A 12,778-nucleotide genomic window follows, 5' to 3' on the forward strand; every position below is an offset into this window, starting at 1 on the left:
GCTTTGAAGCTCGTCTCGATCGCCATGACGAGCCTGGCATCATGGATCTCGCGGGTGCTGGTCGGGTGGTTGATCCAAGCGTGGAAGCCGGAGCGCGAAACCTCCAGCGCCTCGCAGAGCCAACTGACCGGCCAAATGTGCCGGTGCTTGGCAATGAAGGCGAACCTCATGTCGCCTCGCGCGCGAAAAAAGCTGTCGCCTTCTTGAGGATGTCACGCTCCGCCCGGAGCCGGACGACCTCTTTCTTCAGGGCGGCGATCTCGGCCAGATCGGCACGCATCTGCCCATTCCCGGGAAATGCAGCAGCCGGGGCTGCGCTCAATTCCCTCATCCAGCGGCGCAGCACACTCTCGGACAGGTCGAGGTCGCGTGCGGCCTGTGACACCGCTACGCCCCGATCGGTTACCAGCCTCACGGCCTCTGTCTTGAACTCACGGCTGAACTTTCGTCTCGTCATATCCACTCTCCAGTTCCTTGGTCGCGATCTTATCTTCGTGTCCACGAAACCGGCAGCAGCTCAATGTGTGGTGAAAGATGCAGGGTGAGCCTGCACTTCCAGCCCGGCCGCGGCAAACCCGTCTGTGAATCAACACCACTGTGAACACCAAGCAAGATTGCCGTTTGCGTCACGGCTTTGCCTTTTAGGTGGTCTAACATCTCCGCCCGCTCTTTCCTGTTCCGCCAGTGGCGAAGCCATCCGTGCTTTTCACTTTGGATGACCTTATGTCATCCGAAGGGCAAAGCAGGGTGGGCGCAGCCCGACCTGCGGCCGGACGGTGATCTGACACACGGGGCCGGAGCGGTGAAATTGGGAGGGGCCCGCGCCTTGGCGTGGGAGGAACCGGATTTCTCCGTGGAGGCTGACGCGCAGCGGCACCAGAGCCCGTGTTCGGATCGCCGGCCGGATGGCAGGCGGAAAAACAAATGAAAGATCGTCAGCGGTGCCAGAGCGAAGCGGAGGCGCGGCTGTCCTCTAGATCAGCGATCGCGGTGCCCGCGATCACCATATTTTTGAAAAGCAGCATCTCGACTGCCAGGCAGCATCGACGCGAAGAGCCCAAACCGGACTTTCGATCTGGGCAGCTGGAGTGGGCCAAGGAACCACGGTTTGCAGTTCACCGTTTAGCCCGAAGCCACGTTTGCGCAGCCGAGGGACGTCATGAAGCCACCGATCCATTACTCTCCCGATCTTGAGACAATCCCCGATGACGAAGCCGAAACGATCGAAGGCTTGAAGGCCACTCTCCTGGACATAATGGAGACCACCTCTGAGCATTATGGACACGCGGTGCGCTCGGTTCACGCCAAAAGCCACGGGATCCTCAAGGCGGAACTGACGGTCCTGCCTGATCTCCCGCCGGAATTTGCGCAGGGGATGTTCGCGGTGCCGGGGGTCTATCAGGCAGTGCTGCGTATCTCGACCAATCCGGGAGATATCTTGTCGGACAGCATCTCCGTTCCACGGGGGCTTGCACTGAAGGTGATGGGAGTTGAAGGGGCGAGGCTAAGTGGCGCTGAAGGGAACTCACAGGACTTCGTGATGGTGAATGGTCCCGTCTTCACCGCGCCGAATGCGAAAGCCTTTCTGAAAAGTCTGAAGCTTTTGGCCAAGACGACCGATCGCGCGGAATGGGCAAAAAAGGCGCTGTCTGCGGTGCTGCGCGGCGCTGAGAGGGTGCTAGAGGCCGTTGGGGGAGGGAGTGCCACTCTCCAGACCATGGGGGGAGCACCGAATGTCCATCCGTTGGGTGAGACCTACTACTCTCAGACAGCGTTCCGCCATGGCCATCATGTCGCAAAATTTTCTCTGGTTCCGGTATCCGAAACGCTGACCTGTCACACCGAGGAAATCATCGACACGAAGGGCCGCCCTGATGCACTGCGAGAGGCTGTCGCGGTCGCGGCGGAGGCCGGCGCCTGTGAATGGGAGTTGCGCGTGCAGCTATGTCGCGACGCTGAGGCAATGCCAGTTGAGAACCCCTCGGTCCTGTGGGACGAGGAGGACAGCCCCTTCGTCACCGTGGCGCGTCTGCGCGCCAATCCGCAGCCAGGGTGGAGCGAGGCCCGCGCTCAGATCGTGGACGAAAAGCTGCGCTTTTCCGTGTGGACTGGTCTGGAGGCGCACCGTCCCTTGGGGTCAGTCAATCGGGTTCGCCGCGAGACTTACAAAATGTCGAGCGATTTCCGCGGTGAGTTCAATCGCTGCCCAATCCACGAACCTCAGACATTGGATCTGCCGGGCTGACATAATGTGTCTGTTGCAGTGGCACCAACGCAGCCCCCGAGTAGTCATTTCAAACTGCGGGTTTGGATATCTTGCTGCCACGTAGCAAATGGCAGATTCGTCCCGCACAGCAGACGCACGACGGCGACGGGCTAGCGTCTGCTATGCGGGACAAAGTCGCCCCTGCGTAAACTCCTGAAGTTTAGCTTTGTCTGTCAACCGCAAGGCCGAGGGACGTGCCTGCAACGATCAGCCCCGCGCCGATCAACGCCGCCGGAGTGGCGGGCTCGGACAGGATCGCCCAAGCTAATGCAAAGCCGAACAACGGTTCGGTTCCCATAAGGAAGCCGACGCGCGTGGGGCTGGTGCGCCGGACCGCCGCGTTTTGCACATAGAATGCCCCGACAGTGCAGAAAAGCGACAGAAAGGCCACCGAAGCCCAGCCACCGATATCCGCACTGACCAGAAGGCCTGCGGGCCCGGACTGAACCAGAAGCAGCGCCATGGTCAGCCCTGCGACGGTGGCAGCTTGCACCGCCGTCAAAGCGGCAGAGGAAAGGCGGCTGCCCTCCATAAGACGCTTGGTCGATACCACCATCACCGCCCGCAGGCCTGCGGCGCCTAGGATCAGCAGGTCCCCGGCCCCAAGCGCGCCCATGCCGCCCGACAGCACCATGACCCCGCTCACCGCCACGGTGGCGCCGGCCATCACCCCGGCAGGGGGCAGCCTGCGCCGCAACCCGAACTCAAGGAAGGGCGTGAAGATCGTGCAGAGCGAGATGATGAGGGCGGCATTCGTCGCGGTCGTCATCGAAATCCCCCACGTCTCAGCAAGGAAGATTGCGCAGAGAATGCCTCCGAGCAGAACGCCTGCCAAAAGGTCCGCCCGGCCGGCTGCTCGCAGGTCGCGGAAGGCGACCGTCGTCATCACAAGTGCTGCCAATGCAAATCGCCAGAAGATCAGCAGGAGCACCGGCATATGCGTCAGCGCGCCCTTGGCAACAGGGTAGCTTGCTCCCCAGATCAGCGCAACGCCCAGTACGGCCACCTCTGCCCAGAGCGTCGTCCGTCGTGCCATGATATGAGTCGATACCAACATTCTGGTCCCCGCATGTCGTGTCAAGTCACGATAGGTACGCCCTTCAGTACCTTGCGAGATAGAACGAAAACGCGGTGTCAGCCTCTGACATAAGCGGCAGGGGTGATGCCGACAATCGCCCGGAAATGGCGCCCCATGTGGCTCTGATCCGCAAAGCCAGCCTGGGCTGCTGCCGTTGCCGGGGACAAGCCCTCACGAAGGAGATGCTTTACAAGATGGACCTTTCTTTGCAGGTGCCATGCATGCGGTGGTAAGCCAGTGGCCCGCCGAAAGGCTTCAATCGTCTGCCTGCGCCGCAGCCCGGTGATCTGGCACAGGTCCTCCAGCGAGACATCCTCCTCGGCGTGGCTGTCGAGGTAGTCGATCGCATCGGCAATCCGCCCCTGCCCCTGCTGCCGCGGAACGGACTGTTGCGGGGCTAGTTCCCGCAGCAGCGTGCCCAGCAGCGTATCAAGCGCCACGTCCACTGACAGTTGCGCACTCGATGCGTGGAGGACAGCGTGAAGGTCGGCAAACCTCCGTGCCAGATCTGGGCGAGCATGGAAGGCCGTACCAAAATCGAGGGTTCCGGTCGGCACGCGACCCGTGACGTCCTCCAGAAGCGCACGCATCCCAGCCTCAGGAAGGTAGAGCATCCGCTGACGCCAGCCGTCCTCACGTCCTGCGCCGCCGTAGTGGATGTCACCAGGTCGCATCGTGACTACCGAGCCGCACGATACCTGGTTCATCTCGCCTCGGCACCAGACGGAATGGACACCACCATCAATCACGCCGAAGATGTATTCATCATGGGCGTGGGGCTTGAAGGTTTGTGTCAGATAGCGCGCCGAAAGGGTTTCTATCCCATAAAGGCTAGGTCGGTACCGCAGGGAAACCTCTTCCTTGAACTCTTGTAGCTGAACTTGTTCCAAGACCGGACGCCTCTAGCCGTTGGCCGCCCGATGCTTAGCGCCGGGGTGCTGCCGGGTCAAACTGGCAACGGTTGAGATGGGCTCTTCGCGTCGATGCTGCCCGCCAATCGAGAGGCTGCTTTTCAGAGATAGCCTCACTGTTTTCACGCAGTTTCTTCACCCGCTGAAGGCAGAACTATCTGGTGCCTGCCACCCGATGTTCTGTCGCGCATAGTTCTGCCTTTTCTGTTAGGCAGTGTGCCTTTTGGGCTTGGTAGCTTGTCGAAAACGGACAGTCAGTGATCGGAGCAGCATCGACGCGAAGAGGCCAAAGTTGCCTCCCCGCAGCCTTGGGCATGAAGTGTCAGCTCAGCTGCTGCTGCATGATTGAGGACGCATTATAGCAGTGGAAAGCCGCTACCTTCCCGTCCTTCATCCTGAAGACATCGCAGCAGGGGACGTCGATAACCTTTCCGGTTGCGGCAAGCGGGCCCGACTGTGTCATAAGCGTGCCGCGATGCGTGCCCCGGATGGCCAGTTCGACGACAACTGTATCACCCGATACATCGATGCTGAAAAGCTCCCGGTGAATGTCGGGGAAGGCTTCGGCCATCCCGCTTGCGACGAGCGCGATATCGGAGCCGCGGAAATCCATCTGAGTGGGAATGTCGCGGGCGTAACCGTCTTGCCAGAAACAGGAAAGAAATGCCTCGATGTCGAGCGAGATCGCCTCGGCCGACGCGTAAAGCTTCTGGATGGTGTGCTGATTATCCGTCATCTTGAGTGCCTTTCCCGGACAGTGCATGGAGTTTCGCGATTGGCCGCGGCCATGGCATCCAAGTAGACGCCTGATTACCTAAATGGTAGAACCTACCAAAAGGTAAGGGCAAAATTGGCATGGACCGAACGAACACGCCCTGCGGTCTGGATGTGGCGCTGGCAGTTATCGGGGGCAAATGGAAGCCGCTGATCCTCTTTCACGTCCAGAGCGGGCCAACGCGCTTCTCCGAAATCCGACGACGCGTTGGCGGTATCAGTGAAAAGGTGCTGATCCAGCAACTCCGCGATCTGGTGGAGATGAATATCCTGTTTCGGCGCGATCATCATTGCGTCCCGCCCGTGGTCGACTATGCGTTGACGCCATTCGGCGAGACACTTGTCGACGCTCTGGCTCCCCTGTGCGAATGGGGCACGGCGAACCGGGAACTGGTCAGCGCGATGAGGGAGCCATCGGCCATGGAGCGGAGTGCTTAGGTCGGGCGAAGGGCAAAAAAGTCTCTCATAGCTGCCGCTCGCCCGTCGCCGTCGTGCGTCTGCTATGCGGGACAGAACGGACCTTAAGCTGACAGGAGAGCAGTGATGAACTCTGTTTTTCCCGGCGCGTAGTCCTGCCTTGCCCCACCCAGCAAGCTTGTCTTGATACTCATGTATTCATCGCGGGCTTGCGGGTTTCGGCGCAGAGCGTCCCGAAAGGCGATCTGCTTTATCATCCTATCGTCGTTCGGTGCGTAGAGATGCAGGTTATGGCGTCTTACGCCCATGCCTTCCTCACGGATGAAATGACGACCGCTCCTTTCCCCCCTATCGGCATAGCCGAGAGCTTCAAGAACATCCGCAACTCGCGGTTCGTCCTCTTTCTTAGCAACCAGCGCAATATCCAGGATCGGTTTTGCCGCAAGCCCCTCGACGGAGGTACTGCCGATGTGATGGATCTTTATGTCGAGATCGGATGGCACAGACCGCTCGATACGCGCAGCCTCCTGATGATAGAGTTCCGGCCACTCGGGCCGGTAAGGCATCAGCCTCAATGTTCCGTCGCGCAGGCCAAGCGATTTCTCGTGGGCGTCATCATTCATGGGAATACCTCATGAGCACAAACGGTCAGAGAGGTACCACAGATGGAGCTTTTAGGATCAGTTTTATTTGCGCTGTTCACTTTGATGCTGCGACGCAGACCTGGGATCGCTCTGCGGGACTTTTCAGACATTGACCAATAGCAGGCGCACTATGAGTGTCCTGCTATCAGCGCCCGTCACCATAGGCTCGCCATGCCCCAGATCGTCCGCTATTTGACACATCCACAGGTTCTTATGGAGCCTCTTAAAGACGTTCGGGCGTGGTCGCTGAATGAAGTTGGCAGCACTCGGGTCGCTACATTGGCTGCCCAGCTCGGGTCTCTCTCGGGAACTCGCAGGGTGATCAGCAGCGATGAAACCAAGGCTCTTGAAACTGCTACGCCTCTCTCGTTGGCATTGCGCGTACCTCTAGAGGTCCGACCGCGAATGCACGAAAATGACCGCAGCTCGACCGGTTTCCTCCCGCCACAGGAATTTGAGGCCGTTGCGGATCAGTTCTTTGCCGAGCCTGCCGTGAGCGTGCGCGGTTGGGAGACGGCAAACAGCGCGCAGCGCCGCATTGTGGACGAGTTTGAAGCCTGCCTGGCAGGCCCGCATGAAGGGGATATTCTGTTCGTGGGGCATGGAGGGGTCGGTACTCTACTGTTCTGCGCATTGTCGGGCATCGGTATCGACCGCCGCTTTGATCAGGACCCAGGAGGTGGTGGTTGCTGGTTCGCCTTGGACTCCCAGCTTCGGAGGCCACAAAATGAATGGAAGCCGATGGAAGCCCTCATGACCGGTAGTTAAGGGCTCTTCGCGTCGATGCAGCGCCAACCGCTGACCGTTCGCTTTCGTCAAGCTGGCAAGCCTGAGAGGCAGACTGCCTGACAGAAAAGGCAGAACTATGTGCCATAGAACATCGGGGAAATGGTCGGAGCGAGAGGATTCGAACCTCCGACCCCCTGCTCCCGAAGCAGGTGCGCTACCAGGCTGCGCTACGCTCCGACCGTAGGACGGGCAGGTAGCGCGACGATCCGGAGAATGCAAGCCCCCATCAGCGACGGGGCGCCCACAATCTTTGCAGGATCGTCGATTTCGGCGCCGTCACCGTCTCGGCGCGCAGGCGGGCGCTGGTCGCGGGGCGATTGGCGCTGACGCCGCGGCCTTCGCGCCAGACGATGTAGATGCCCGAGGCGATGATCACCCCCGCGCCCAGCAGGGTGGCAGGGTCGACGCCCTCTCCGAACAGGAACCAGCCATAGCCGGTCGCCCACAGGATCTGCGAATACTGCATGGGCGCCACGATCGCGGCCTCTCCGGTGCGATAGGCCATGATGACCAGGAACCCGCCCATGAGGCCAAGCCCCGCGATGATGCCGGTCATCGCCAGATGCACCAGCTCCATCGGCTGATAGCTGACCGACAGCGCCGCGCCGGTCGCGAAGAAGTTGCCCAGCATCGGCCACATCATCAGCACCATCGGGCGTTCGGCCCGGCCAAGGCGGCGGATGATCACCGCGGCCAACGCGCTGGCCGTGGCGCCGGCCATCGCGGCGATGTGGCCCAGCTGGATCTCCTGCCCGCCCGGGCGCAGCACGATCAGCACGCCGGTCAGGCCGACGATGACAGCGGCCCAGCGGTGCCAGCCGACCCTCTCGCCCAGAAGCGGGATCGACAGGATGGTGATCAGCAGGGGCGCCGTAAACAGGATCGCATAGACCTGCGTCAGCGGCAGGGTCGAGAAGGCGAAGAACCCCGCCATCCCCGCCACCACGGCGCACAACGTGCGCAGGATCACCCAGCCCGGATTGGCCGGGCGCAGCGTGCCGGGCTGGGGGTCGCGCATCAGCACGATGCTGACCAGCGGGAACGACAGCAGCGATGCGAAGAACAGGATCTGCATCGCCGGATAGATGGCACCCAGCGACTTGATCACCACGTCATGCGTGGCATAGAGGCCCATCGCCGCAAGCTGCAGCAATGCGCCTCTGACATTGGCGGTCAGGGCCAATCAGGCCTCCAGCGCGGCGACGATGGCATCGCCCATCTGCGCCGTGCTGATCGGGGTGCCGCCTTCGGGCCCCATCAGGTCGGCGGTGCGCAGGCCGTCGGCCAGCACACGCTCGACCGCGGCCTCCAGCGCGTCGGCCGCGGCACCCTCGCCGAAGGAATAGCGCAGGGCCATGGCGAAGGAGAGGATGCAGGCGATCGGGTTGGCCTTGCCCTGCCCCGCGATGTCGGGTGCCGATCCGTGGACCGGTTCGTACAGCGCCTTGGGCCGGCCGTTCGCCATCACCGCGCCCAGCGACGCGGACGGCAGCATGCCCAGCGAGCCGGTCAGCATCGCCGCCGCGTCCGACAGCAGGTCGCCGAACAGGTTGTCGGTCACGATCACGTCGAACTGGCGCGGCGCGCGCACCAGCTGCATCGCGCCGTTGTCGGCATACATGTGCGACAGGGCCACGTCGGGGTATTCGTTGTCATGCACCCACTGGACCTCCTCGCGCCAAAGGATGCCCGATTCCATCACGTTGGCCTTTTCCATCGAACAGACCTTGTTGCCGCGGGCGCGGGCCAGCTCGAAGGCGGACCGGGCGACGCGGCGGATCTCTCCGCTGGTGTAACGCTGGGTGTTGATGCCGACGCGGCCACCCTCGTTGTCGGGATTGTTGTCGTCGGAATGGATGCCGCGCGGTTCGCCGAAATAGACGCCTGAGGTCAGCTCGCGCACGATCAGGATGTCCAGGCCGGCCACGACCTCGCGCTTCAGGCTGCTGAAGTCGGCCAGCGCGTCAAAGCACTGCGCCGGACGCAGGTTGGCGAACAGGTCCATCTCCTTGCGCAGGCGCAAAAGGCCGCGTTCGGGTTTCACGCTGAAATCCAGGACGTCGTATTTCGGGCCACCGACCGCACCCAGCAGGACCGCATCCACCGCCTGGGCCTTGGCCATCGTCGCATCCGCCAGGGGCACGCCATGCACGTCATAGGCCGCGCCGCCCACTAGGTCGTGGGTCACGTCGAACGCCATGCCGCGGTTCGCCTGGAACCAGTCGATGACCTTGACCACCTCGGCCATGACTTCGGGGCCGATCCCGTCGCCGGGCAGGATGAGAAGCGAATAGCGGTCGGACATGATCCCTCCTTCAGGTGCCAGCCGCGACAGCGCAGGCTGCGGCTTCGGGTTAGACGCCGCCCGCCCTAGGGTCAAGCGCGGCGGGGAACGGGCGCTCACGACAGTTTGCCTTGCGCCCGGGGGGCTGCTGGTCGACCCTGTCGCCCGACCAGCCCTGTGAATGAGGAATGCGATGACCCGCTGGACTGTCCTGATGATCGCCGCCGCGGCGGCGCTGACGCAACCCGCCCTGGCGCAGACCTCGGACGGGGTGCCGGGCGACCGGGTCGTGGTACCGCTGCCGGACGTGTCGGGGCTGTCCGACGACGAGGCGCAGGCGCTGGCGCGCGACGTCGCGCAGATGACCGTGATCACGGCGGAATGCCCCGAACACGATGTCAGCGGTCCGGAATTTCAGCTGATGGCCGGCACCACGGATGCGCTGACCGAACGGCTGGGGCTGGACCCGGTCAGCTATGACCGCGACTATGTCCGCCCGGCCTTTGCCGTGGTCGAGGAGGCGGATGCCTGCGACCGGCTTGGCCCGCGGGTTCCCGAACTGATCGCCCGGCTGGAGGGGATGGGCGGCAGCACCCAGCCCGTGACGCCGGGCCTGGCCGAGGCCGCCGCCGCCAAGGCCGCCGCCGCGGGCACCAGCGACACGGCCCCCGACCCGGAAGCCGCCCCCGCCGAATAACGCCCCGCCGCCCCCGGCGTGATTTGCACGTCTTGCAGCTTCCGCGTCCTTGGCCCAGCGTGGCGCCGGGGAACGGAGGAACGAATTCATGCTCAAGGCCGGATTGGTCAGCCTGGTGCTGGCCTATATGCTGTCGCAATTCTATCGGGCCTTTCTGGCCGTGCTGGCCCCGGTGCTGCAGGATCAGGTCGGCGCCGGCCCCGGCGATCTGGCCCTGTCATCGGGGCTGTGGTTCATCGCCTTCGCGCTGATGCAGCTGCCGGTGGGGGCGGCGCTGGACCGGTTCGGACCGCGCCGCACGGTGGCGTGGCTGATGGCGGTGGGCGGGGCCGGAGGCGCGGTGATCTTTGCGATGGCAGACGCGCCGTGGCACCTGCATCTGGCGATGACCGCATTGGGCATCGGTTGCTCTCCGGCGCTGATGGGGCCGTATTTCATCTTCGCGCGCGAATACCCGCCCGCGTCCTTCGGGATGCTGGCCGGGGTGCTGGTGGGGTTCGGATCGCTGGGCAACATCCTGGGTGCCTCGCCCCTGGTCTGGGTGATCGAGGCTGCGGGGTGGCGCCAGACCCTGTGGGGGCTTGCGGCCGTGACACTGATGGTGGCCGCGCTGGTTCTGGCGGCGGTGCGCGACCCGGCGCGGCTGGGCGCGGGGCATCCGCAGGGCTCGATCGGTCAGATCCTGCGCCTGCGCGCGCTGTGGTTCATCGTGCCGCTGTTCGGCGTGAACTATGCGGTGACGGCGGCGATCCGCGGATTGTGGGCCGCCCCCTGGCTGGAGCAGGTGCATGGCGCCGACGCGACCCAGATCGGCCGGGTCACGCTGGCGATGGGCCTGGCCATGGTCGCGGGCAGCTTTGCCGTCGGACCCGCCGCGCGCCTGGCGGGCAGCGCACGCCGTGCGACGATGCTGTTTTCCGCGGTGATGATCGTCACGCTGGCGGTGATGTGGCAGGCCCCCGCCCTGCCCCTGCCCGCGGTGACCGCGTTGCTGGTGGTGCTGGGGTTCTTCGGGTCGGCCTATCCGCTGCTCATGGCGCATGGACGATCGTTTCTGCCACCACATCTGGTGGGTCGCGGGATGACCTTCCTCAACATGATCTCCATCGGTGGGGTCGGGGTGATGCAGTTCGCGTCGCGCCCGGTCTATGCCGCGGCACAGGGTGCCTATGCGCCCGCGCAGGCCTTCGCTATGCTGTGGCTGTTCTTCCTGATCCCGCTGGCGATCGGGTTCCTGCTGTATTTCCTGACGCCCGAGGCCGCCGCCCATGACTGACCCGCTGATCGTCGCACCGAACCTGAAACGTCGCCTGTCCGGGGTGACGGCGACGGTTGTGCGGCTGATCCCGGTCCAGGCGCGGATGATCGACATCCGCGCGACCGGCCCCGGCCTGCCTGCGGATGTCCCGCACATTCCCCTGATGCGCGCGGCCACCCTGCCCCGCGACCGATGGCGGGTCTGGCACGCGCGCCGCAACACCGAGATGGCGCTGGGCCTGATCCTGCGTCGCCTGCTGCGGCGCCGGTACCGCCTGCTGTTCACGTCCGCCGCCCAGCGCAGGCACACCGGCTTCACCCGCTGGCTGATCCGGCAACAGGACGCACTGATCGCGACCTCGCCCCAGGCGGCCAGCTATCTGGAACGTCCCGCGACCGTGATCCTGCACGGGGTCGACACGGACGTGTTCCACCCCGCCCCGGACCGTGCGGCTTTGCGCGCGCGGCTGGGCATGGACCCGGACGCGGTGCTGATCGGCTGCTTCGGCCGCATCCGCGCGCAGAAGGGCGTCGATCTGCTGGTGCAGGCGGGGCTGGAACTGCTGCCCTCGCGCCCGCGAATGCAGATCATCTTCACCGGCCGCATCACCCCTGACAACCGCGCTTTTGCCGATGACCTGCAGGCGCGCATCAAGGCAGCCGAGCTAGACGGTCGCATCCGCTTCCTGGGGGAACTGCCGTGGGACCAGGTGATCGCGCATTACCAAGCACTGGACCTCTTTGCCGCCCCTGCCCGCTGGGAGGGCTTCGGCCTGACGCCGCTGGAGGCCGCCGCCTGCGCCGTCCCCACCGTCGCCGCCCGCGTCGGCGCCTACGAGGCGCTGATCCGCGACGGCCAGACCGGCAGCCTGGTCCCGAAAGACGACGCCCCCGCCCTGACCGCCGCGCTGGCCCGCTGGCTGGACGACGACGCCAGCCGCGCCGCGGCGGGTCAGGCCGCCCGCGCCCATGTCACCGCGAACCACGCCATCGAGGGCGAGGCGCGGGCCATCGTCGACGTCTATCGGTCGCTGCTGTGAACCGGCTGGCCTTTGCCACGGCGCGCCTGATGCGCCGCGACGCGCCCCTGGCCGCGCTGTCGGTCCCGCAATCCGCGTTGCTGGCCGACCTGTCGGGCCGCCATGTCGCGCTGATCGGCAATGCCCGCGCGCTGGCCGATCAGGCCCACGGGGCACGGATCGATGCCGCCGACAGGGTCGTCCGCATCAACCGCGCGCCGATGCCCAGCCCTGCCAGCCACGGCACGCGCACCGACTGGCTGGGGCTGGCCACGCGCCTGCCGGACGCGGACCGTGCGCGCCTGGACCCCGGCCGCATCCTGTGGATGTCGCCCAAACGCAAACGGTTGGACTGGGACAGCGCGTCCAGCCCCGGCTTCTACCTGCACCCCCTGGCGGATATCGACATGCTGGCCGGGCGGCTGGGCGCGCCGCCCACGACGGGCGCGATGCTGATCGACCTGTGCCTGCGCAGTGATCTGGCATCGCTGACGCTCTATGGTTTCGACTTCTTCGCCAGCCTGTCGCTGTCGGGACGGCGCAATGCCGCGCAGGTGCCGCATGATTTCGCGGCCGAGGGCGCCTGGGTCGCCGACCTGTTGCGCCAGGACCACCGTCTGACGCTGATCCGCTGAGGCGGCC

Annotated in this window: 13 protein-coding genes, 1 tRNA gene and 1 pseudogene; 7 read left to right on the plus strand and 8 right to left on the minus strand. The window is 64.4% G+C overall.

The window, feature by feature from the left end; all coding sequences use genetic code 11:
* Nucleotides 1–457: pseudogene (locus GBO37_RS01580) on the minus strand (transposase); the annotation flags it as partial.
* 702 nt (nt 458–1,159) lie between these two features.
* Between GBO37_RS01580 and GBO37_RS01585 the strand changes: the two are divergent.
* Nucleotides 1,160–2,245: a catalase family protein gene (locus tag GBO37_RS01585; protein ID WP_252926705.1), complete on the plus strand. Its 1,086-nt coding sequence runs from the start codon at nt 1,160–1,162 to the stop codon at nt 2,243–2,245.
* Between the two features lie 181 nt (nt 2,246–2,426).
* On the opposite strand, the gene GBO37_RS01590 is transcribed toward GBO37_RS01585, so the two are convergent.
* The 3 genes from GBO37_RS01590 to GBO37_RS01600 form a co-directional block, all read right to left on the minus strand.
* Nucleotides 2,427–3,323, minus strand: a complete 897-nt coding sequence (locus tag GBO37_RS01590) for a DMT family transporter (protein ID WP_252926706.1) — start codon at nt 3,321–3,323, stop codon at nt 2,427–2,429.
* Nucleotides 3,324–3,400: 77 nt separating this feature from the next.
* Nucleotides 3,401–4,234 carry an AraC family transcriptional regulator gene (locus GBO37_RS01595; RefSeq protein ID WP_252926707.1) on the minus strand — a complete coding sequence of 278 codons (834 nt, stop codon included), beginning with the start codon at nt 4,232–4,234 and terminating at the stop codon, nt 3,401–3,403.
* A gap of 343 nt (nt 4,235–4,577) precedes the next feature.
* Nucleotides 4,578–4,991: a nuclear transport factor 2 family protein gene (locus GBO37_RS01600; RefSeq protein WP_252926708.1), complete on the minus strand. Its 414-nt coding sequence runs from the start codon at nt 4,989–4,991 to the stop codon at nt 4,578–4,580.
* A gap of 119 nt (nt 4,992–5,110) precedes the next feature.
* On the opposite strand from GBO37_RS01600, the gene GBO37_RS01605 reads away from it, so the two are divergent.
* Nucleotides 5,111–5,467 (plus strand): helix-turn-helix domain-containing protein, encoded by a 357-nt coding sequence (locus GBO37_RS01605; protein WP_252926709.1) that lies wholly within the window; start codon nt 5,111–5,113, stop codon nt 5,465–5,467.
* An 83-nt stretch (nt 5,468–5,550) separates the two neighbouring features.
* Here GBO37_RS01605 and GBO37_RS01610 read toward each other — a convergent pair whose 3' ends face one another.
* A complete protein-coding gene (locus GBO37_RS01610; protein WP_252926710.1) occupies nt 5,551–6,069 on the minus strand; it encodes a GrpB family protein in 519 nt (172 codons plus the stop codon).
* Nucleotides 6,070–6,261: 192 nt separating this feature from the next.
* On the opposite strand from GBO37_RS01610, the gene GBO37_RS01615 reads away from it, so the two are divergent.
* Entirely contained in the window at nt 6,262–6,858 is a 597-nt protein-coding gene (locus GBO37_RS01615) for a histidine phosphatase family protein (protein ID WP_252926712.1), read from the plus strand.
* Between the two features lie 121 nt (nt 6,859–6,979).
* Here GBO37_RS01615 and GBO37_RS01620 read toward each other — a convergent pair.
* The 3 genes from GBO37_RS01620 to leuB all read right to left on the minus strand — a co-directional run bounded on the left by GBO37_RS01620 (nt 6,980) and on the right by leuB (nt 9,184).
* A tRNA-Pro gene (locus GBO37_RS01620) sits at nt 6,980–7,056 on the minus strand.
* Nucleotides 7,057–7,105: 49 nt separating this feature from the next.
* Nucleotides 7,106–8,056 carry a DMT family transporter gene (locus GBO37_RS01625; protein ID WP_252926824.1) on the minus strand — a complete coding sequence of 317 codons (951 nt, stop codon included), beginning with the start codon at nt 8,054–8,056 and terminating at the stop codon, nt 7,106–7,108.
* Nucleotides 8,057–8,062: 6 nt separating this feature from the next.
* Nucleotides 8,063–9,184: a 3-isopropylmalate dehydrogenase gene (gene leuB / locus GBO37_RS01630; protein ID WP_252926714.1), complete on the minus strand. Its 1,122-nt coding sequence runs from the start codon at nt 9,182–9,184 to the stop codon at nt 8,063–8,065.
* 172 nt (nt 9,185–9,356) lie between these two features.
* Between leuB and GBO37_RS01635 the strand changes: the two genes are divergently transcribed.
* From GBO37_RS01635 to GBO37_RS01650, 4 genes are all read left to right on the plus strand, one after another.
* Nucleotides 9,357–9,860, plus strand: a complete 504-nt coding sequence (locus GBO37_RS01635) for a hypothetical protein (RefSeq protein ID WP_252926716.1) — start codon at nt 9,357–9,359, stop codon at nt 9,858–9,860.
* Between the two features lie 88 nt (nt 9,861–9,948).
* Nucleotides 9,949–11,136 (plus strand): MFS transporter, encoded by a 1,188-nt coding sequence (locus GBO37_RS01640; RefSeq protein ID WP_194885963.1) that lies wholly within the window; start codon nt 9,949–9,951, stop codon nt 11,134–11,136.
* A complete protein-coding gene (locus tag GBO37_RS01645) occupies nt 11,129–12,157 on the plus strand; it encodes a glycosyltransferase family 4 protein (protein WP_252926717.1) in 1,029 nt (342 codons plus the stop codon). Before GBO37_RS01640 ends, GBO37_RS01645 begins: the two co-directional genes overlap by 8 nt.
* Nucleotides 12,154–12,771: a glycosyltransferase family 29 protein gene (locus tag GBO37_RS01650; protein WP_127897505.1), complete on the plus strand. Its 618-nt coding sequence runs from the start codon at nt 12,154–12,156 to the stop codon at nt 12,769–12,771. The genes GBO37_RS01645 and GBO37_RS01650 overlap by 4 nt, the downstream gene beginning before the upstream one ends.
* The last annotated feature ends 7 nt before the right edge of the window (nt 12,772–12,778 follow it).

It is taken from the genome of Paracoccus sp. 08 (genome assembly GCF_024105395.1).
Lineage (GTDB): Bacteria > Pseudomonadota > Alphaproteobacteria > Rhodobacterales > Rhodobacteraceae > Paracoccus > Paracoccus marcusii.